Origin of the sequence: Malikia spinosa (assembly GCF_002980625.1) — a bacterium.
GTDB lineage: Bacteria > Pseudomonadota > Gammaproteobacteria > Burkholderiales > Burkholderiaceae_C > Malikia > Malikia spinosa.
This window is the reverse complement of the sequence record NZ_PVLR01000001.1, coordinates 91,578-111,521: the sequence shown is the minus strand read 5'-3', so window position 1 is coordinate 111,521 and position 19,944 is coordinate 91,578. Positions and strand designations below refer to the sequence as shown.

17 protein-coding genes are annotated in these 19,944 nt (G+C 67.5%); 6 read left to right on the top strand and 11 right to left on the bottom strand.

Features of this window, described 5'->3' with window-relative positions:
- On the top strand, positions 1-2,752 hold a 2,752-nt coding region (locus tag C6P61_RS00490; protein WP_146114941.1), incomplete at its 5' end, for a beta strand repeat-containing protein.
- A gap of 136 nt (positions 2,753-2,888) precedes the next feature.
- Here the strand turns inward: C6P61_RS00490 and C6P61_RS00485 are convergent.
- From C6P61_RS00485 to C6P61_RS00465, 5 genes are read right to left on the bottom strand one after another with little or no spacing between them, the layout of a single operon-like run.
- Positions 2,889-3,800 (bottom strand): hydroxymethylglutaryl-CoA lyase, encoded by a 912-nt coding sequence (locus tag C6P61_RS00485; protein WP_105727963.1) that lies wholly within the window; start codon positions 3,798-3,800, stop codon positions 2,889-2,891.
- Between the two features lie 18 nt (positions 3,801-3,818).
- On the bottom strand, positions 3,819-5,846 hold the full coding sequence (locus C6P61_RS00480; RefSeq protein WP_105727962.1) for an acetyl/propionyl/methylcrotonyl-CoA carboxylase subunit alpha: 2,028 nt from the start codon (positions 5,844-5,846) through the stop codon (positions 3,819-3,821).
- Between the two features lie 11 nt (positions 5,847-5,857).
- On the bottom strand, positions 5,858-6,637 hold the full coding sequence (locus C6P61_RS00475; protein WP_105727961.1) for an enoyl-CoA hydratase/isomerase family protein: 780 nt from the start codon (positions 6,635-6,637) through the stop codon (positions 5,858-5,860).
- Positions 6,638-6,644: 7 nt separating this feature from the next.
- Positions 6,645-8,252 carry a carboxyl transferase domain-containing protein gene (locus C6P61_RS00470; protein ID WP_105727960.1) on the bottom strand — a complete coding sequence of 536 codons (1,608 nt, stop codon included), beginning with the start codon at positions 8,250-8,252 and terminating at the stop codon, positions 6,645-6,647.
- A gap of 51 nt (positions 8,253-8,303) precedes the next feature.
- Positions 8,304-10,028 carry an AMP-binding protein gene (locus C6P61_RS00465; protein ID WP_105727959.1) on the bottom strand — a complete coding sequence of 575 codons (1,725 nt, stop codon included), beginning with the start codon at positions 10,026-10,028 and terminating at the stop codon, positions 8,304-8,306.
- 110 nt (positions 10,029-10,138) lie between these two features.
- Here C6P61_RS00465 and C6P61_RS00460 point away from each other — a divergent pair, with 110 nt between their 5' ends.
- On the top strand, positions 10,139-11,239 hold the full coding sequence (locus tag C6P61_RS00460; protein ID WP_105727958.1) for an AraC family transcriptional regulator: 1,101 nt from the start codon (positions 10,139-10,141) through the stop codon (positions 11,237-11,239).
- Between the two features lie 16 nt (positions 11,240-11,255).
- Here C6P61_RS00460 and C6P61_RS00455 read toward each other — a convergent pair whose 3' ends face one another.
- Positions 11,256-12,437: an isovaleryl-CoA dehydrogenase gene (locus C6P61_RS00455; protein ID WP_105727957.1), complete on the bottom strand. Its 1,182-nt coding sequence runs from the start codon at positions 12,435-12,437 to the stop codon at positions 11,256-11,258.
- A 348-nt stretch (positions 12,438-12,785) separates the two neighbouring features.
- Between C6P61_RS00455 and C6P61_RS00445 the strand changes: the two genes are divergently transcribed.
- On the top strand, positions 12,786-13,784 hold the full coding sequence (locus tag C6P61_RS00445) for a Bug family tripartite tricarboxylate transporter substrate binding protein (RefSeq protein WP_105727955.1): 999 nt from the start codon (positions 12,786-12,788) through the stop codon (positions 13,782-13,784).
- 85 nt (positions 13,785-13,869) lie between these two features.
- On the opposite strand, the gene C6P61_RS00440 is transcribed toward C6P61_RS00445, so the two are convergent.
- The 3 genes from C6P61_RS00440 to C6P61_RS00430 all read right to left on the bottom strand — a co-directional run bounded on the left by C6P61_RS00440 (position 13,870) and on the right by C6P61_RS00430 (position 16,605).
- Positions 13,870-14,904, bottom strand: coding sequence for a ketopantoate reductase family protein (locus tag C6P61_RS00440; protein ID WP_105727954.1), 1,035 nt, complete (start codon positions 14,902-14,904; stop codon positions 13,870-13,872).
- 60 nt (positions 14,905-14,964) lie between these two features.
- Positions 14,965-15,981: an asparaginase gene (locus C6P61_RS00435; protein WP_105727953.1), complete on the bottom strand. Its 1,017-nt coding sequence runs from the start codon at positions 15,979-15,981 to the stop codon at positions 14,965-14,967.
- Positions 15,982-16,065: 84 nt separating this feature from the next.
- Positions 16,066-16,605, bottom strand: coding sequence for a metal-dependent hydrolase (locus C6P61_RS00430; protein WP_105727952.1), 540 nt, complete (start codon positions 16,603-16,605; stop codon positions 16,066-16,068).
- 198 nt (positions 16,606-16,803) lie between these two features.
- Here C6P61_RS00430 and fabG point away from each other — a divergent pair, with 198 nt between their 5' ends.
- Genes fabG through C6P61_RS00415 form a run of 3 tightly spaced genes read left to right on the top strand, consistent with a single transcriptional unit; the run spans position 16,804 to position 18,777 of the window.
- On the top strand, positions 16,804-17,547 hold the full coding sequence (gene fabG, locus C6P61_RS00425; protein ID WP_105727951.1) for a 3-oxoacyl-[acyl-carrier-protein] reductase: 744 nt from the start codon (positions 16,804-16,806) through the stop codon (positions 17,545-17,547).
- Between the two features lie 22 nt (positions 17,548-17,569).
- The gene (locus C6P61_RS00420; RefSeq protein WP_105727950.1) at positions 17,570-18,187 is read left to right on the top strand and encodes a chromate transporter; all 618 of its coding nucleotides are present in this window, start codon (positions 17,570-17,572) and stop codon (positions 18,185-18,187) included.
- A complete protein-coding gene (locus C6P61_RS00415) occupies positions 18,184-18,777 on the top strand; it encodes a chromate transporter (RefSeq protein WP_105727949.1) in 594 nt (197 codons plus the stop codon). The genes C6P61_RS00420 and C6P61_RS00415 overlap by 4 nt, the downstream gene beginning before the upstream one ends.
- A 48-nt stretch (positions 18,778-18,825) precedes the next feature.
- On the opposite strand, the gene C6P61_RS00410 is transcribed toward C6P61_RS00415, so the two are convergent.
- Together C6P61_RS00410 and rlmB are read right to left on the bottom strand one after the other, a co-directional pair.
- Positions 18,826-19,164: a hypothetical protein gene (locus C6P61_RS00410; RefSeq protein ID WP_105727948.1), complete on the bottom strand. Its 339-nt coding sequence runs from the start codon at positions 19,162-19,164 to the stop codon at positions 18,826-18,828.
- A 14-nt stretch (positions 19,165-19,178) separates the two neighbouring features.
- The gene (gene rlmB / locus C6P61_RS00405) at positions 19,179-19,922 is read right to left on the bottom strand and encodes a 23S rRNA (guanosine(2251)-2'-O)-methyltransferase RlmB (RefSeq protein WP_105727947.1); all 744 of its coding nucleotides are present in this window, start codon (positions 19,920-19,922) and stop codon (positions 19,179-19,181) included.
- Positions 19,923-19,944: the final 22 nt, after the last annotated feature.

Below are 19,944 nucleotides of genomic sequence, written 5' to 3'. Positions count from 1 at the left end.
CAAGCTGACCTACACCCCGCTGGCCAACGGCAACGGGGCGGGCTACGCGAGCTTTGGCTTCAAGGTCAGCGACGGCAGCCTGAGCTCGGCCAGCGCGTACACGATGGCGCTCAACGTCGCGGCGGTCAACGACGCACTGACGGGGTCGGTCACCCTCAGCGGCACTGCCAAGCAGGGCCAGATCCTGACCGCTTCGAACACCCTGGCTGATGTGGATGGCCTGGGCACGATTGCCTATCAGTGGCTGGCCGATGGGGTAGCGATTGCCGGCGCGACGGCCAAGACCTTGACGCTAGGCCAGGCACAGGTAGGCAAGATCCTTAGTGTCAAGGCCAGCTACATCGATGGCAAGGGTACGGCAGAGAGCCGGACCAGCAGCACGACGGCCAAGGTGGCCAACGTCAACGACGCGGGCACGGTCACAGTCAGCGGCACGGCTACGCAAAGTCAGGTGCTGACGGCGACGGTGGCGGATGCCGACGGCCTGCCGACAACGGGCGTGACCTACCAGTGGCTGGCCGATGGGGTGACGATCGCCGGCGCGACGGCCAAGACCTTGACGCTGGGCCAGGCGCAGGTGGGCAAGGCGATCAGTGTCAAGGCCGGCTACACCGACTTGCTGGGCACGGCAGAGAGCCGGATCAGCAGTGCGACGACCAAGGTGGTCAACGTCAACGACGTGGGTACGGTCACGGTCAGCGGCAAGGCCACGCAAGGCCAGGTGCTGACAGCGACGGTGGTGGATGTTGATGGCGTGCCGACCACGGGCGTGACGTACCAGTGGCTGGCCGATAGTGTGGCGATTGCCGGCGCGACAGCCAAGACCGTGACGCTGACACAGGCCGCTGCCGGCCACGCGATCAGCGTGGTGACCAGCTACCAGGATCTGCAGGGCACGCAGGAAAGCATCACCAGCACCCCGACGGCGCTGGTCGGCGGCCTCTACCAGGGCGGCTCGGGTCTGGACACGATCAACGGCAGCGCGGGCAACGACACCATCTATGGCGGCGAAGGCCGGGACATCCTCCTTGGCGGTGATGGCAATGACTACATTGATGCTGGAGCATCGGCACCCTTCAACATCAGCGTCGCCTACAACGACTGGATCAGCGGCGGAGCGGGCAACGACACCCTGCTCGGCGGTGCGGGTGCGGACTGGTTCGCCATCGAGGCGGGCGACGACTCGATCGACGGCGGCATCGTGACCGATCGCGCCAACAACTCCGACAACAATGGCATCCGCTACGAAGGCAGTGCCGACCTGACGGTTGATCTGCGCGGCATCACGGGCGACGGCAGCATCGGCGTGGGCCGGGTGACGTCGAGCGATGGCAGCGTCGGGGTCGACACCGTGGCCAATATCAACCGCGTCACCACGGGCGCCGGCAACGACCGGCTGCTGGGCAGCAGCGCCATGATCCTCGAAGTCTTCGACGCCGGACTGGGCGACGACACCATAGACGGCGGCGCGGTTGATCCAGTCACCCATGCCAACAACAACCGCGCCGCTTACGGTTCGGCAGTGGGCTCCGTGACGGTGGACCTCAAGGCGGGCACGGCCAGCGGAGGCGGCGGCAACGACCAGCTGAGCAACATCACCCAGGTCTTGGGCTCGTCCTACAACGACACGCTCTACGGCAGCGACACCACGACGCTGGCGGAGGGCTTTGAAGGGGGCCGCGGCGATGACGTCATCGACGGCCGCGGCGGCTTTGACATCGCACGCTACTTCAATGGCGGCGAAGTCGACAGCGGCATCGGCGTCAATGTGAACCTGGTCACCGGCATCGCCACGGGATACAACGTCGGCACGGACAAGTTGCTCAACATCGAGGGGGTATTCGGCTCCAATTTCAACGACACCCTGACAGGCGGCAACACGGCCAACGGGGCGAACTACCAGGCGGACCAACTCAAGAAGGAAGTCTTCCAGGGCGGGTTCGGCGATGACACTATCGACGGTGGTGTCGGTTTCGACCGCGCAGACTACACCATCGCGGTCTCAGGCATCGTGGCCACCCTGAAGATGGATGCTGCGGGCACCGTAACCGGCGTTGTCAGCGATGGCCTGGGCTGGATCGACATCCTCAGGAACATCGAGGGCATTCGCGGCTCGGACTTCGATGACCTGCTGCGCGGCAGCAACCGGGACAGCTATGCGAGCGACGGCTATTTCGAGTTCTTCGAGGGCCGCGCGGGCGACGATGTGATCGACGGACGCGGCGGCATGGACTTTGCCGACTACCTGAGCACGCCTGGCAGCATCAACGTGAACCTGGCGGCGGGCAGCGCGGACGACGGCCATGGCACAAGCGACACGCTGCTCAACATCGAGGGCATCCGCGGCTCGGCATTCAGCGACATGATCGTGGGCGACGCGAAGGCCAACACCCTGCTGGGTCACGGCGGTGCCGACACGCTCACGGGAGGAGCCGGCAGCGACAAGTTCGTATTCACAGGGCTGAACGATCTGGGGCTGGGCGCGGGCCAGCACGACGTCATCACCGACTTCAAGAGCGCCGAAGGCGACAAGCTGGACCTGTCGCTGATTGATGCGAACGCGGCGCTGGCGGCTGATCAGGCATTCAGCTGGGTGACGGGCTTCACGACGACGACGGGTCAAGCAAGATTTGCCGCTGACGGCAAGGGTAACGGCATCGTCTACCTCAACACCGATACGGACCTCGATGCAGAGTTCGAAATCCTGCTAACCGGCGTGACCACCCTGGCGAGTGCGGATGTGATCCTGTGAGCTATTCGGCAAAGGTCAACGATTGACAAACTCGAATACCCGGCAACCCACCGGGTATTCCCATCAGACGTTGGCCGCATGTACCGTCAGAAGAAGCCACGGCAATGACCGGTGCCTCCTTGCCCGGCTAGGCTGATCAGCTCTGCCGGGCCAGCAAGGCCCGCGCCACGCGCGAACCGGTCGGCAGGCCCAGCGCCGCGCTGATGAAGGCGCCCGCATCGACCAGTGCCTCGAGATCGATGCCGGTCTCGATTCCCATGCCGTGCAGCAGGTAGACCAGGTCCTCGGTCGCGACGTTGCCGGTCGCGCCCTTGGCATAGGGGCAGCCGCCCAACCCGGCGACCGATGACTGGAAGTTCCAGACCCCCAGCTGCAGCGCGGCCAGCGTGTTGCTCAGGGCCTGTCCATAGGTGTCATGGAAATGGCCGCTGACCTGGTCGAGCTCGTAGACCTTGAGCGTGGCCTCGATCGCGCGCTGCACCTTGAGTGGCGTGCCGACGCCGATGGTGTCGGCGACATCGACCCGCTGCACACCGATACCCTTCATCAACCTGGCCAGCATTTCGACCCGCTGAGGGGCGATCTCGCCCTCGTAGGGACAACCGACCGTGCAGCTCATGGCGCCGCGCACCTGGATGCCGGCAGCCAGCGCGGCCTGCACGACGGGCGCGAAGCGCTCCATGCTTTCGGCGATGCTGCAGTTGATGTTCTTCTGGCTGAAGGCCTCGCTGGCGGCGCCGAAGACCACGATCTCGTCGGGCCGGTCGGCCAGTGCGGCCTCGAAGCCCTTGAGGTTGGGCGTCAGCACCGAATAGCGCACGCCGGCGCGCCGCTGGATGCCGCTCATGACCTGGTGGTTGTCGGCCATCTGCGGCACCCATTTCGGGCTGACATAGCTCGTGACCTCGATCTCGCGCAGGCCGGCAGCCTGCAGGCGCTGCACCAGTTCGATCTTGACCGCGGCCGGCAGCGGCTGCTTCTCGTTCTGCAAGCCGTCGCGCGGGCCGACCTCGACCAGCCGGACGCTCAAGGGGTAGTGGATGCTCATGCGGACTCCTGTGCGGTTTCAGGCCGGTGCCAGCTCGAGTTCGAGCTTGAGCAGTTCGGCGCCATCGCCGACCTGGTCGCCGACCGCGTACAGCAGCTCGGTCACCACGCCAGCGGCGGGCGCGGCGATGGTGTGCTCCATCTTCATGGCTTCCATGACAGCGAGCGGCTGGCCCTGGGCGACGCGCTCGCCGGCCGCAACCAGGAAGGCGACCATCTTACCGGGCATCGGCGCGGTCAGGCGCCCGGCCTCGGCGCCGCTGTCGCCGGCATGCGCCAGCAGGTCGATCTCGACCAGCTGGGCAGCGCCCTGCGGCGTGAAGACCTCGACCCGTTCGCCATCGAGGTAGACGGTGGCCAGGCTGCGCTGCGTGCCAAAGCGGATGTCGAGCGCCCAGTCGCTGTCCTGGCGCGGCACGAATTGCAACGGTCCCACCACAGCTGCCGCGCCCTCGCCCACGGTCAGCTGTAGATCAGCATCGCGGTGATAGGACAGCGTGGCGGCCACGCGCTCGCCGAGGTAGTCGAAAGCGAAGCGGCGCGCGAAAACACCGTGGCTGCGCCAGCCGTCGGTCCTGCTGAACGGGTCAGCGCCTTCGGCGGCGCGCTCGGCCAGCAAGGTCTGCGCCACGGCGGCAGCAATGGCCAGCGGCAGGCCGACCTCGTCTCGGCCGAACAACACGGCGCGCTCGCGCTCGATCAGCGCGGTGTCGAGGTCGGCGCCAGCGAATGAGGGGCTGCGCAAGACGCGGCGCAGGAACTGGACATTGGTCGCCAGGCCGACGATATGGGTCTGGGCCAGGGCGTCGTCAAGCCGGGCCAGCGCCTGCTCGCGCGTGTCGCCATGCACGATCAGCTTGGCCACCATCGAGTCATAGAAGGGGCTGATTGCGTCACCCTCGCGCACGCCGTCGTCGAAGCGCAGCGGGGCAATCTGGAAGCTGTCGTGCGCGGGCTTGCGGTAGTGGTCGAGCCGGCCGGTGGCGGGCAGGAACTGGCGTTCGGGGTTTTCGGCGCAGATGCGGGCCTCGATCGCGTGGCCCTTGATCTGCAGCTGGTCCTGGCGCAAGGGCAGCGGCTCGCCGGCGGCCACGCGCAGCTGCCACTCGACCAGATCGAGCCCGGTGATGGCCTCGGTCACCGGGTGCTCGACCTGCAGCCTTGTGTTCATCTCCATGAAGAAGAAATTCATGTCGCCGCCGGCGCGCTGCTCGACGATGAACTCGACCGTGCCGGCACCGACGTAATTCACCGCGCGCGCGGCCGCGACCGCCGCCAGGCCCATCTGCGCGCGCAGCTCAGGCGTCAGCCCGGGCGCCGGCGCTTCTTCGAGCACCTTCTGGTGCCGGCGCTGCACCGAGCAGTCGCGCTCGAACAGGTAGACGATGTTGCCGTGCGTATCGCCAAAGACCTGGATCTCGATGTGGCGCGGGCGCTGGACATATTTCTCGATCAGCACCGCGTCGTCGCCAAAGCTGTTGCGCGCCTCGCGCTGGCAGGAGGCCAGCGCAGCGGCGAAGTCCTCGCTGCGGTCCACTGCGCGCATGCCCTTGCCGCCGCCGCCCGCACTGGCCTTGATCAGCACCGGATAACCGATGCGGTCGGCCTCAGCCTGCAGCAGTGCGGGGTCCTGGTTGGCGCCGTGGTAGCCGGGCACCAGCGGCACGCCGGCGCGCTCCATCAGCTGCTTGGACTCGGCCTTCAGGCCCATGTCCTTGATCGCAGAGGGCGGCGGGCCGATGAAAACCAGCCCGGCATCGGCGCAGGCCTGGGCGAATTCCTCGTTCTCGCTCAAAAAGCCGTAGCCGGGGTGGATCGCCTGCGCGCCGGTCGCCTTGGCCGCTGCCAGGATGGCCTGCCAGCGCAGATAGCTGTCCTTGGGCGAGCTACCGCCGATGTGCACCGCCTCGTCGCAGGCCGCGACATGCTTGGCGCCGGCATCGGCGTCCGAATAGACCGCGACGGTCTTGATGCCGAGGCGATGCGCGGTAGCAGCAACGCGGCAGGCGATTTCGCCACGGTTGGCAATCAGGATTTTCTTGAACATGGCTTGTTTCCTCAGGCCAGCCAGGCTGGCTGACGTTTTTGCAGGAAGGACTGCACGCCCTCCCTGCCCTCGGTGCTGGAGCGGATGTCGGCAATGGCCTCGACCGTCTGGGCGATCAGCGCGGCGTCGATCTCGCGCTGCGCGACATCCTGCAGCAGGCGCTTGCAGGCACGCACCGCGGCCGGGCTCGCATGGATCAGCGCCTGGGCGACCGCATCGATCCGCTCATCGAGCTGATCGGCCGGCACCACCTCGTGCACGAAGCCGATGCGCAGCGCTTCGGCGGCATCGAAGCGCTCGGCGCTCAGGCAGTAGCGCTGGGCGGCGCGCGGCCCCATGGCACGCATCACATAGGGGCTGATGGTGGCTGGCACCAGCCCGAGCCGGGTCTCGCTCAGGCAGTAATGCGCGGAATCGATGCTGAGCGCAATGTCGCAGCAGGCCACCAGTCCCATGCCGCCGGCGTAGACATCGCCCTGCACGCGCGCCACGACCGGCTTCGGGCAGTGGTGGATCACGCGCAGCATCTCGGCCAGGCGCGCCGCGTCGGCCAGGTTCTGCTCGCGGTCATAGTCGGCCATGCGGCGCATCCAGTTCAGGTCAGCGCCGGCGCAGAAGGCCGGTCCCTCGGCAGCCAGCACGATGGCGCGCACGTCCTCGCGGGCCCCGAGCTCGGTGAAGGCCTGGGTGAGTTCGGCAATCACTTCGTCATTGAAGGCGTTGCGCAGTTCGGGCCGGGTCAGCGTGAGGGTGGCGCGTTGCGCCTCGACCTTGATGTTCAGATTGCTCATCACGGCCTCACATGCGGAAGATGCCGAACTTGGTCTCGGGGATCGGCGCGTTCAGGCTGGCCGACAGGCCCAGCGCCAGCACGCGGCGCGTGTCGGCCGGGTCGATCACGCCGTCGTCCCAGAGCCGGGCGCTGGCGTAGTAGGGGTGGCCCTGCTGCTCGTACTGCTGGCGGATCGGTGCCTTGAAGGCTTCCTCTTCCTCGGCGCTCCACTGCTTGCCCTTGGCCTCGATGCCATCGCGCCGCACGGTCGCCAGCACGCTGGCGGCCTGCTCGCCGCCCATCACGCTGATGCGCGCGTTGGGCCACATCCAGAGGAAGCGCGGCGAGTAGGCACGACCACACATGCCGTAGTTGCCGGCACCAAAGCTGCCGCCGATGATGACGGTGAACTTGGGCACCTGCGCGGTCGCGACCGCAGTCACCATCTTGGCGCCGTTGCGCGCGATGCCCTCGTTCTCGTACTTGCGCCCGACCATGAAGCCGGTGATGTTCTGCAGGAACACCAGCGGGATCTTGCGCTGGCAGCACAGCTCGATGAAATGCGCGCCCTTCAAGGCCGACTCCGAGAACAGGATGCCGTTGTTGGCGATGATGCCGACCGCCATGCCCTCGATATGCGCAAAGCCGCACACCAGCGTGGTGCCAAAGCGCGGCTTGAACTCGTGCAGCTCGGAGCCGTCGACCAGGCGCGCGATGATCTCGCGCACGTCGAAGGGCTTGCGGGTGTCGGTCGGGATCACGCCGTAGAGCTCGTCGGCCGGGAACAGCGGCGCGCGTGGCTCGCGCAGCGGGATCTCGGACTGCTTGGCCCGATTCAGGTGGCCCACCGCCTCGCGCGCGAGTTTCAGCGCATGCAGATCGTTCTGCGCCAGATGGTCAGCCACACCGCTCAGTCGGGTATGGACGTCGCCGCCGCCGAGGTCCTCGGCGCTGACCTCCTCGCCGGTGGCGGCCTTGACCAGCGGCGGACCGCCCAGGAAGATCGTGCCCTGGTTCTTGACGATGATGGTCTCGTCGCTCATCGCCGGCACATAGGCGCCGCCCGCGGTGCAGCTGCCCATGACGACCGCGATCTGCGCGATGCCCTGCGCGCTCATATTGGCCTGGTTGTAGAAGATGCGGCCGAAGTGGTCGCGGTCCGGGAACACCTCGTCCTGGTTCGGCAGGTTGGCGCCGCCCGAGTCGACCAGGTAGATGCAGGGCAGTCGGTTCTGCTCGGCGATCTCCTGCGCGCGCAAGTGCTTCTTGACCGTCAGCGGGTAATAGGTGCCGCCCTTGACCGTGGCATCGTTGCAGACCACTAGGCAGTCGATGCCGGCGACGCGGCCGATACCGGCGATGAGGCCGGCGCCAGGCGCCTCGTTGCCGTACATATTGAGCGCGGCCAGCGGCGCGAGTTCAAGGAAGGGCGTGCCGGGGTCGAGCAGCATCTGCACGCGCTCGCGCGGCAGCAGCTTGCCACGCGCCAGGTGCTTGGCGCGCGCGGCGTCGCCGCCGCCCTGCGCGATCTGTTCGATGCGCTCTCGCAGGTCATCGACCAGCGCGCGCATCGCGGCGGCATTGGCCTGGAAGTCCGCGCTGCGCGGATTGAGTTGGGTGCCGAGTGTGCTCATCTGGGGGGCTTTCTGTGTCGGATCGTGAAGGGGACGGCTTTCAGGTCAGCGTCAAGCCGTCCTGGCTTCCTGCAGGCCGAGCTGGGCCTTCATCGCTTCGCGGATCTTGAACTTCTGGATCTTGCCGGTCACCGTCATCGGGAAGCCCTCGACGAAGCGGATATGGCGCGGAATCTTGTAGTGGGCAATGCGGCCGCGGCAGAACTCGCGCAGCTCGTCCTCGGACAGGCTCTGGCCCGGCTTGAGCACCACCCAGGCGCACAGCTCCTCGCCGAAGCGCTCGTCGGGCACGCCGACCACCTGCACGTCCTGCACCTGTGGCAGGCGGTAGAGGAACTCCTCGATCTCGCGCGGGTAGATGTTCTCGCCGCCGCGGATCACCATATCCTTGATGCGGCCGACGATGTTGATGTAGCCCTGCTCATCCATGGTCGCGAGGTCGCCGGTGTGCATCCAGCCCGCGGCATCGATCGCCTCGCGCGTCTTGGCCTCGTCGCCCCAGTAGCCCTGCATGACCGAATAGCCACGGGTGCAGAGCTCGCCGGCCTGGCCGCGCGCCAGCGTGGCGCCGGTCTCGGGGTCGGCGATCCTGACCTCGAGGTGGGGCTGGACCTGGCCGACGGTCGAGACCCGCTTGTCCAGCGGCGTGTCGGTGCGGCTCTGGCAGCTGACCGGACTGGTCTCGGTCATGCCGTAGGCGATCGTGATCTGGTCCAGGTGCATGTCGCTGACGACCCGCTTCATGACCTCGATCGGACAGGGCGAGCCGGCCATGATGCCGGTGCGCAGGGTCGAGAGGTCGAACTCGGCAAAGCGCGGGTGGTCCAGCTCGGCGATGAACATGGTCGGCACGCCGTGCAGGCCGGTGCAGCGTTCGTCCTGCACGCTCTGCAGCACGGTCAGCGGATCGAAGGCGTCGTTCGGATAGACGATGGTCGAGCCATGCGTCAGGCAGGCCAGGTTGCCCAGCACCATGCCGAAGCAGTGATACAGCGGCACCGGGATGCAGAGCCGATCAGCCGGGTTCAGGCGCATCGCCTCGCCGATGAAGAAGCCGTTGTTCAGGATGTTGCGGTGCGTCAGCGTCGCGCCCTTGGGGAAGCCGGTGGTGCCGCTGGTGAACTGGATGTTGATCGCATCATCGGGATTCAGCGTGGCGGCGATGCGGTCGATTCGCGCGTCGTCCGAGCGCCCGCGCGTCATCAGCTCGGAAAAGCGCAGCAGGCCCGGTACTTCCTCGCCCTGGCCGGGCACATCGATCCAGACCACGCTGCGCAAATGCGGCAGCTGACCCGACTCGAGCGCGCCGGGCTGGCCATGGGCCCATTCCGGCGCCAGCTGCTGCAGCATGGCCAGATAGTCGCTGCTCTTGAAGCGGCTCATGGTCACCAGCGCGCGGCAGCCAACCTTGTTGAGCGCGTATTCGACCTCGGCCGTGCGATAGGCCGGGTTGATGTTGACCAGCACCAGGCCGACCTGGGCCGTGGCCAGCTGCAGCAACACCCATTCGGCATTGTTGTGCGACCAGATGCCGACCCGGTCGCCCGGCTCCAGGCCCAGCCCGAGCAAGGCGCTGGCGAGCTGGCGCGCGGCCTGCTGCAATTGCCGATAGCTGTAGCGTCGGCCCTGGTGCACGCTGACCAGCGCCTCGTGCTCGGGCTGGCGCGCCACCATGGCATCGAAACAGGCGCCGATGGTCTGCTCGATCAGGGGCTGGTCGGTGGCGCCCTGTGCCAGGGCCAAGGGTTGATCCGCGGTAAGGTTGTCTTGCTGCATGCTGGTCTCCTGCTGTCACTGATGGTTCTTATGCCGCCATGGTAGGGACGCGCAGCGGCTGGCGTGTGCCACAATGGTTGCAATTCATGCCATCAAGGTGCGCCCTTCAGATGCCCCTCATCAGCGCCTCCCCCCGCCCGCCGGACGGCGGCCAGCAGCAGCCAGTCAACGCCCGGCAGGCCGGCCAGGCCGTGACGCCAATGGCCTTCGTCCAGGCCATTGCCTGCGCCTATGCCAGGCGTGGACTCGATCCGGCCGGAGCCTGGGCGGCGGCACAAATCCCGCCAGAGCGTATCGATGACCCGCAAGCGCGCATCAGCGCGCTGCAGATGGAGCGCCTGTCGGGCCATGCGATGCGCGAGCTCGACGACGAGGCACTGGGCTGGTTTGCTCGTCGCCTGCCCTGGGGCAGCTACGGCATGCTGGCGCGCGCCTCGCTGGGCGCGCCGACGCTGCGGCGGGCGCTCAAACGCTGGTGCCGCCACCACGGGCTGCTGGCCGACGACATCGAACTGAAAGTGACCGAGGCCGACGGGGTGGCTGAAATCACCCTGGCCGACCCGCGCCCCCCGCTGCCGACGCGCGAGTTCTGCCATGTTTCGGTGTTGCGCAACATCCACGGCCTGGCCTGCTGGTACAGCGACTCGCGCATCCCGCTGCTGGGGGCGAGCTTCAGCTTCGCGGCGCCACCGCATCGCGACAGCTACGCGGTGCTGTTCCCGGGGCCGGTGCAGTTTTCGGCGGCGCAGACCGCACTGCGCTTCGATGCGCGCTATCTGGACTTGCCGCTGCGGCGCGACGAAGCCGCCATGAATCAGCTGCTAAAGAATGCGCTGCCGCTGATGGTGCAGTCCTACCGGCGCGACCGGCTGCTGCTCGAGCGCGTGCGCCAGTTGCTGCGCAGCCGGCCACAGGACGCGCACAACGCCGAGGGACTGGCGGCGCTGCTGCATGTCTCGCCACGCACGCTGCACCGCCAGCTGCACGAGCTCGGCAGCTCGCTGCAGGCGCTGAAAGACGCGGTGCGGCGCGAGCGCGCGATCGAGCTGCTGCTGCGCACGCAAAAGCCCAACAAGCAGCTGGCCGAGGCGACCGGCTTCACGAGCGAAAAGAGCTTCATCCGGGCCTTTCGCGGCTGGACCGGACAGACGCCGGCGGAATACCGCCAGCAGCAGCGCGAGCTCGCTGCGCTGCGCGTGCCGCCGGACTGAGGGCGATCCGGTTGGCTCAGGCAGTCTCGGCGAACAGCTCGCGCCCGATCAGCATGCGGCGGATCTCGCTCGTTCCCGCGCCGATCTCGTACAGCTTGGCATCGCGCCAGAGCCGCCCGAGCGGGTATTCATTGATGTAGCCATTGCCGCCAAAGAGCTGGATGCCGTCGCCGGCCATCTTGGTCGCCTGCTCGGCGCACCAGAGGATCACGCTGGCGCAGTCCTTGCGCACATGGCGCGCGTGGCCGTCGCCGAGGGCGTCGAGGTTCTTGCCGATCTGGTAGCAGAAGGCGCGGCCGGCCTGCAGCACGGTGTACATGTCGGCCACCTTGGCCTGCACCAGCTGGAACTCGCCGATGCTCTGGCCGAACTGCTTGCGGTCGTGGATATAGGGCACGACGTTGTCCAGCACCGACTGCATGATGCCGATCGGGCCGGCCGCGAGCACGGCGCGCTCGTAGTCGAGCCCGCTCATCAGCACCTTGACGCCCTGGTTCAGCCCGCCCAGGATCTGGGAGGCCGGCACCTCGACGTTGTCGAACACCAGCTCGCCGGTATGACTGCCGCGCATGCCAAGCTTGTCGAGCTTCTGCGCCACCGAAAAGCCCTTCATGCCCTTCTCGATGATGAAGGCCGTGATGCCCTTGGCACCCAATTCTGGCTCGGTCTTGGCATAGACCACCAGCGTGTCGGCGTCGGGGCCGTTGGTGATCCACATCTTGTTGCCGTTGAGCAGGTAGTAGCCGCCCTTGTCCTCGGCACGCAGCTTCATGCTGACGACATCCGAGCCAGCGCCGGGTTCGCTCATCGCGAGCGCACCGACATGCTCGCCGCTGATCAGCTTGGGCAGGTACTGGCGCTTCTGTGCCTCGCTGCCGTTGCGCTTGATCTGATTCACGCAGAGGTTGGAATGGGCGCCGTAGCTCAAGCCGACGCTGGCCGAGGCGCGGCTGATTTCCTCCAGCGCGATCATGTGCGCCAGATAGCCCATACCGGCGCCACCATATTCCTCGCTGACCGTGATGCCGAGCAGGCCCAGCTCGCCCATCTTGCGCCAGAGGTCCATCGGAAACTGGTCGGTTCGGTCGATCTCGGCCGCGCGCGGTGCGATCTCGGCTTGTGCGAAATCGCGCACCGCGTCGCGCAGCGCATCGATGTCTTCGCCGAGCATGAAGTCGAGTCCTGGAATCTGCAGCATCTTTGTCTCCTGGTCTTGTAGTGGTGGGCAATCGGTTGGCAATTGCCTGAAATATTACGCAAGCCCGGCCCCGGCCATGCGCCAGATTGGTTGCAATTCGCGCCAAGCACCGCCCAGCACCGCCGACATGCCGGCGGTCAACGGTCCGGCTGCCTCCCGCAGCGGATGGCGTGAATTGCTACCTGAATGGCAGATATTTTCAGGCGGCGCTGCCTACCATGCCCAGACCCGCACCAGCGCCAGCAGCAGACGCTGCAACCGGCTGCATCTGCGGGCATAAAAAAGCCGATGCGCCCGCTGCTCCCTGGACAGCAGGCCACGGACACCAACATGACAGGAGACAAAGACATGAAGCCCTTCCCACGCCAGCCCTTGCGCCGCCGCCTCATCGGAGCGGCAGCGGCCGCCCTGTGCACCTTCGGTGCGCTCGGCCCTCTGCAAGCCCAGACTGCCGCCTGGCCCAGCGCCAAGCCGATCCGGTTGGTGGTCGGCTTCGCCGCGGGCGGCACCACCGACGTGATGGCGCGCATCGTCGCCAAGTCGCTCAGCGAATCGCTGGGCCAGAGCGTGGTGGTCGACAACAAGCCCGGCGCCAGCAGCAACGTGGCCGCCAGCGAAGTCGTGCGCGCCCAGCCCGACGGCTACACCTTCCTGGTCGCGCCGACCTCGGTCGAGACTGCCAACCCCTTCCTGTTCAAGCAGACCCTCAATCCGGCCAAAGACCTGACCCCGGTCGCCGGCATCGGCCGCAGCCAGATGTACCTGGTCGTCAAGCCGCAGTCACCGTTCAAGGACGCGCGCGAACTGGTCGAATTCGCACGCAAGAACCCGGGCAAGCTGTCCTACGCCTCGGCCGGATCGGGCACGCCGCCGCATCTGGCGGCTGAACTGTTCAAGCAGGCCGCAGGCATCTTCGCAGTGCACATTCCCTACCGTGGCGCCGCTCCGGCCCTGCAGGATGTGCTGGGCGGCCAGGCCGACTATGTGATGGACCCCGGCATCGCCTTCCCGCATGTCAGGTCGGGCAAGGCGCATATGCTGGCGGTCGCCGGCTCCCGGCGTTCGCCATTCTTCCCCAACGTGCCGACGCTGAGCGAGCTCGGCTTCAAGGCCGAACTCGACATCTGGTTCGGCCTGTGGTCGCCCAACGGCACGCCGACCGAGATCAACGCCCGCATGGCGCGCGAGATCGCCAAGGCGCTGACACAGGCGCAGAGCAAGGAGCGCTACGACGCGCTGGGCGCGGAGCCGGTCGGACTCGACACCGCCGACTTCAAGGCCCTGCTCGCCAGCGAAGCCAAGCAGCTCTCGGGCCTGATCCGCGACAAGAACATCAGCGCCGAGTAACACCCGACCCGGCCCGCCCCGGCCCCAGCCAGGACCCTGCCTGTGTCGCCGGTTGGCCGACCGAGTCCGGGCAGCGGCCCGTGCCTCAGGTCCTGGCAGCCAGCTCCCGCGCCACTGTAAACAGCGACTCGACCTGGCCCAGGCAGACGCCCCGGTGCGCGCCGCCCGGTGCGCTGTGGGACGACTGGCACAGCTGGCCGATCGCCTGCTGTATCGCCTGGTTGAACGGCGTCGCGACCCCGTGCAGGCGCCCGAGCAGCACGATCTCGCCATTCAGGAAATCGACCTCGTGCGAGGCGCCGCGCGCGAGGCTCTGCCAGGTCGACTGCTGGCCCGGCTCGATGCCGCAGCCAGGCGCAATGCCCCAGTGCGACACCCGCTGGCGGCGCTCCTGCGCGCGCGCCGGCGCAATGCCCATGGCGCCGAACACCGCCATCGCCTCCTGCGCCAGCTCTGCGGCATAGGCCTGCAGCAGCCCGGCCGGGCCCTCGAACAGATCCAGCGCATTGTTCCTGACGCTGTTGATCAGCTTGGCCGCCTTCCAGCGCAGGATGTCGGGCTGGGCCTCGGCCAGATAGCCGGCCCGGCACAGGTCGGCGGCGATCTCGGCCGCCAGCTTGTCTTCGCCTTGCGGAAAGCGACCGACCACCATCAGCCCCGGCTCGGGGTCGCCCCCGACCACGATCTGGCCGAGCTCGGTATAGCGCGCCGGCGTGTTGACGCTGGCGCCATAGACCTGGCTGAACCAGCGCAGGGCGATGCGCTCGGCGGCCATGCCGTTCTGCGGCGTCAGCACCGGCAGCCCGGAGGCAGTGCGTGCCGGACCGTCGCCCGGCACCGGCAACCAGGCCCAGTCGGCGCAGGCCCGCTCCAGGTCCTGGGTCTTGGTCGTGAAGATCAGCCGATCATGCTGCGTCAGCGCCAGCTCGCTGCGGTCGGCACAGGCCTGTAGCCTGATGCTGCGGGTCCCTTCGGGCCGGACATAGCGGATGCCATGGGCCTGGATATGCCGGATCTGCTCGCCGCGGCCGAACAGCCGATAGGGAATGCCGTTGAGCTCGAACTGCGCGGCCAGGCTGGCGCCGATGGCACCAGCGCCAATGATGAGGTATCGCTTCATGGGAAGTGACTGTACCGGACAGGAGCAGGAGCAGGAGCAGAGGCGGGACGGGGCGGTAGCTCAGGCGGTCAGCAGATCCAGCAGCAGCGCCAGCCGAGCCTGCGCCGGCGGCAGGGCCACGGGCGGTATCGGGTCCGGGCTGGAGCCTGCCAACAAGACCCGGCCCGAGGCGCAGCGCGTCGTGCGCCAGACCCGTAAGCTGGCCGCCTGCGCCTCGCGCAAGGCGGCCAGCAAATCCGCATGCAAAGTGCCGTTGCCGGTGCCGGCGACGACCAGCCCTTGCAGGCGGTCGGGCCGGTCATGGCCTTGCAGTGCATCCTGCGCCAGCAGCGCGCGCACCAGCCAGCCATCAGCAGCGCCGTGGCTGAACAGGCATTCGACGCGCGGCCAGGGCTGCGGACCCAGCAGGCGATCGAGCCAGACCGGGCGCCGGCTGCAATCTGCTGCTTCGGCCACAGGCCAGGGCTGGAACAGGGCACAGGCGCCCTGCTCCACCAGTCCCAGCGGCCCGGCATCGCCCGAATCGAAGGCATCGAGCCGGTAGTGATGGACCTTGCGCAGCGCCAACCCGGAGTGGATGCGCCCGGCGCAGACCGCGACCACGCCGCGCGCGCCCGGCTCGGCGGCCACGACCAGCGCATCGGCCAGGTTCTGCGGCCCGTCGGGCACCAGCGCCGTGGCCGGGCGCATGGCACAGGTCAGCACCACCGGCTTGGTCGGCGCCAGCACGCGCTGCAGCAGGTAGGCGGTTTCCTCCAGCGTGTCGGTGCCATGCGTGATCACGAGGCCACCGACATCGGGTTGACCAAGCAAGTCGCGCACGCGCGCCAGCAACAGGCGCCAGACCCCGGGCCCGATGTCCTTGCTGTCGATCTGCGCCAGCTGCTCGGCCTGCACACGCCAGCCTGGCGGCACTGGAATTCCGTCCAGCAGGTCAGCCACCGCGACCTCGCCGGCGCGGTAGCCGACATGGTCGTCGCGCTGGGCAGCCCGGCCCGCGATCGTGCCGCCGGTGCCCAGCACCACCAGCCGGTCGGGCCGGGGCGGAGGGTCTTGCGGCTCGAAGTTCAAGTTCATGACAGGTCTCCTATGACGCACAAGGCGTGGACGAAATGGACAGGGGTAATACCCGGCCCTGCCCTGCGGCTCAGCGGCGCAGGATCAGGAACGCAGGCGCTGCAGCGACAGGTCCCAGACCTGGAACAGCCAGGCCTGGAGCTGGAGCGGCGGCTGCAGGTTGATCAGGCCGACCCAATGCAGCGACAGGGCGCCTGCCAGCCAGCTGAACCATACCATCGGCCACACCATCTGGTCGCCGCGCCACCAGTTGAGCGTCACGCGCTGGCGATACGGATGCAGGAAGCGGATGCCGGAAGGGTTGGGCAGGTCCATCACCAGATGGAGCAGCGCACCGACCGCAAAACCCAGCCAGGCCGAGGCCCAGAGGTCCTGCTGCAGCGACTGCAAGGCCCAACTGAACAGCGCCCCCCAGAGCAAGAGCCAGTGGGTCCAGGTGCGGTGCGGGATGAGGCTGTGGCGAATGCCCTTCTTGAACCAGGCGATCTCGAGCCAGTCAGGGGCCGTGGCGCCCGGAATGGCCAGCGCAGCCGCCAGCCAAGGCAGGCCGTGATAGGCATGCGCAATCGAATAAGCAATGGCGGCGGCACCCAGGCTGGTGGCGCGATGCCCGGTAAGAGTCATGATTCTGCAAAATAACTAGGGTAGGCAAGCGCAGTCCTGCCCTGCTTCGAGGTCGCGAGTATGACACTCCTAGGACACGAGCCATGGCAGCCGGCGCCAACAGCCCTGCTTGACCGAGGTCAAACAAGCGCCTCGGCGCCTGCACCAGGCCAGCCGTTCTTTGGCATGATGGAAGTTCAACCACCAGCAGGAGATTGCATGAAGCGGCTCGAAGGAAAAGTCTGTCTGATCACCGGCGCCGGCCAGGGCATAGGCGAAGCCACCGCGCTCAAGTTCGCGCGCGAGGGCGCGGTCGTGATCGCCTGCGACCTCAAGCAAGAGCAAGTCGACGCGGTGGCGCAAGCCTGCCGCGCCGCCGGAGCCCAGGCCGAGGGCCAGGTGATGGACGTGACCAACCGGGCTCAGGTCGATGCGGTCGTGGCCCAGGTAATGGCGGCGCATGGCCGCATCGACGTGCTGGTCAACAACGCCGGCATCACCCAGGACGCGCGGCTGCAGAAGATGACGCTCGAGCAATTCGACCGCGTGATCGACGTCAACCTGCGCGGCGTCTTCCATTGCGCCCAGGCCGTGGCCGGCCCCATGACGCAGCAGGGCAGCGGCGTGATCCTCAACGCCTCGAGCGTGGTCGGTCTCTACGGCAACTTCGGCCAGACCAACTACGCCGCGACCAAGTTCGGCGTGATCGGTTTCACCAAGACCTGGGCCCGCGAACTCAGCCCCAAGGGCGTGCGGGTCAACGCGGTCGCACCGGGCTTCATCAAGACGCCGATGATCGCCACGGTACCGGACAAGGTGCTCGACGAGCTGGCGCAGAAAGTGCCGCTCAAGCGCCTGGGCCAGGCCGAGGAAATCGCCAACGCCTACGCCTTCCTGGCCAGCGACGAGGCCAGCTACATCACCGGCGCGGTGATCGAGGTCGACGGCGGCCTGACGCTCTGATCCTGGGCGAAAATCGGGGGCAATGAAATCTGCCCTCTCCACTGCCCTGCCTGCTGACGACGCAGCGCCGCGACCGCGCTCACGCGCCGACCTGTTCTGGACCTTCACCTGGCTGGCGCTACAGGGCTTCGGCGGCGTGCTGGCCGTGGTGCAGCGCGAACTGGTAGAAAAGAAGCGCTGGCTCACGCGCGAGCAGTTCCTCGAGGAATGGGCGGTCGCGCAGATCATGCCCGGCCCCAATGTGCTCAACCTGGCCATGGTGCTGGGCGGACGCCATTTCGGTCTGTCAGGCGCGCTCGCCGCCGCCAGCGGCCTGCTGGCGTTGCCACTGCTGCTGGTGCTGGCACTGGCGGTGCTCTACGGCAGCGTCGCCGACACGCCGGTCGCCCAGGGCGCGCTGCGCGGCATGGGGGCGGTATCGGCCGGCCTGATCGCTGCCACCGGCCTCAAGCTGGCACCGGCGCTGCGCAGCAGTCCCATGGGTCTGGCCGCCGCCGCGCTGGCAGCCACGCTGAGCTTCATCGCGATCGCCTGGCTGCGGCTGCCGCTGGCCTGGGTACTGCTGATCGTCGGCGGGCTGTCCTGCGGCTGGGCCGCCTATCGCCTGCGCGACATCGCACCGCGCCAGGAGCCAAGATGAACACCATGATGACCCCCTCGGACTGGCTGCAACTGGCCGGCCATTTCGCCAGCCTGTCGCTGCTGGGCGTCGGCGGCGCGATCACGACCACCCCCGAGATGCAGCGCTTCCTGGTGCTGCAGCAGCACTGGCTGAGCCAGGAGCAGTTCAGCAGCTCGATCGCCCTGGCGCAAGCCGCGCCCGGGCCCAACATCCTGTTCATCGCGCTGATGGGCTGGAACGTCGGCCTCAACGCCGCCGGCGGCATGGGCGCGGGCGCGACAGCCTGGTGGCTGGCCCTGCTCGGCATGACGCTGGCCATGCTGGGCAGCCTGCTGCCCTCGTGCACGCTGAACTACCTGGCCACGCGCTGGGCGCACCGCAACCAGCACCTGCTGGCCGTGCGCGCCTTCAAGACCGGCATGGCGCCGGTCGTGATCGGATTGCTGATCTCGATCGGCTGGCTGCTGAGCGCTTCGCACGACCGGCCCGGCGACTGGCGGCTCTGGCTGCTGACAGCCATCGCCACGCTGCTGGTCTGGCAGACCCGGCTCCACCTGCTGCTGCTGATGGGCGCCGGTGCGCTGTTGGGCGCCTTCGGGCTGGTCTGAACCCGCGCGCGGCCCGGCCCGACCACGCTTACAGACGCGTCAGTCGGGTCAGTGCGGGTTGTCGAAGAACACCGCGTTGGTGTAGTCGCTGATCTCGAAATAGACCCGCTTCTCGCCCGAGTCGGCCACCATGTTCAGGTTCTCGTCGAGCACGCCATAGCCGTAGCGATAGGCACGCGGGGTCTTGTCGTCGGTGCCGAGCGCCGTGCTCATCTTGTCGACCTTCAGGAAGCGACGCACCAGCTTGTCGCCGGCATAGACCTCGAGCACGCCGTCGGTGCCGGTCCAGTTCTGGATGCCGCGGCCGAGCTTGTTCTGCTGCTCCTGGGTGCAGCCGGCCAGCAGCGCCAGCGCGACTGCCGCCAGGGTGAGGGTGAATCGCTTCATGGGGTTTTCTTTCTTCAGCCGCGTTGACGCAGCGATTCGTAGAGGCAGACCGCGCTGGCGACCGAGACGTTCAGGCTCTCGACCGCGCCCTTCATCGGGATGCTGACGAGCTCGTCGCAGGTCTTGCGCGTGAGCTGGCGCATGCCCTGGCCCTCGGCGCCGAGCACCAGCGCGACCGGGCCCTTGAGGTCGACCTGATAGACGGTCTTGTCGGCGTCATCGCTGGTGCCGATGATCCAGATATTGCGCTCCTTGAGTTCGTTCAAGGTGCGCGCCAGGTTGGTGACCATGAAATAGGGCATGGTCTCGGCTGCGCCGCTGGCGACCTTGGCCACCGTCGCGTTGATGCCGGCCGCATGGTCCTTGGGCGCAATCACCGCATGGGCACCAGCGCCGTCGGCCACCCGCAGACAGGCGCCGAGGTTGTGCGGATCGGTCACGCCGTCGAGCACCAGCAGCAGCGGCGCAATGCCGTCGGCCTCAAGCTGCTCGAGCAACTCGTCGAGCGACCTGACCTGCTCGACCTCGTTGACACGGGCCGCGACACCCTGGTGGCCGTGGCTGCCGCAGAGCTTGGCGATGCGCAGGCTGTCGGCCTCGATCAGGCGGGCGCCGGCCTCCTTGGCACGGTCGATGAACTGCCGCATGCGCGCGTCGCGCCGGCTGCTCTCGTAATAGATCTCGATGATGGACTGCGGCGCGGTCTTCAGGCGCACGCCGACGGCATGGAAGCCGAACAATACTTTGGGAGAGGACATAGCCCCGATTATCAGGCCTGCG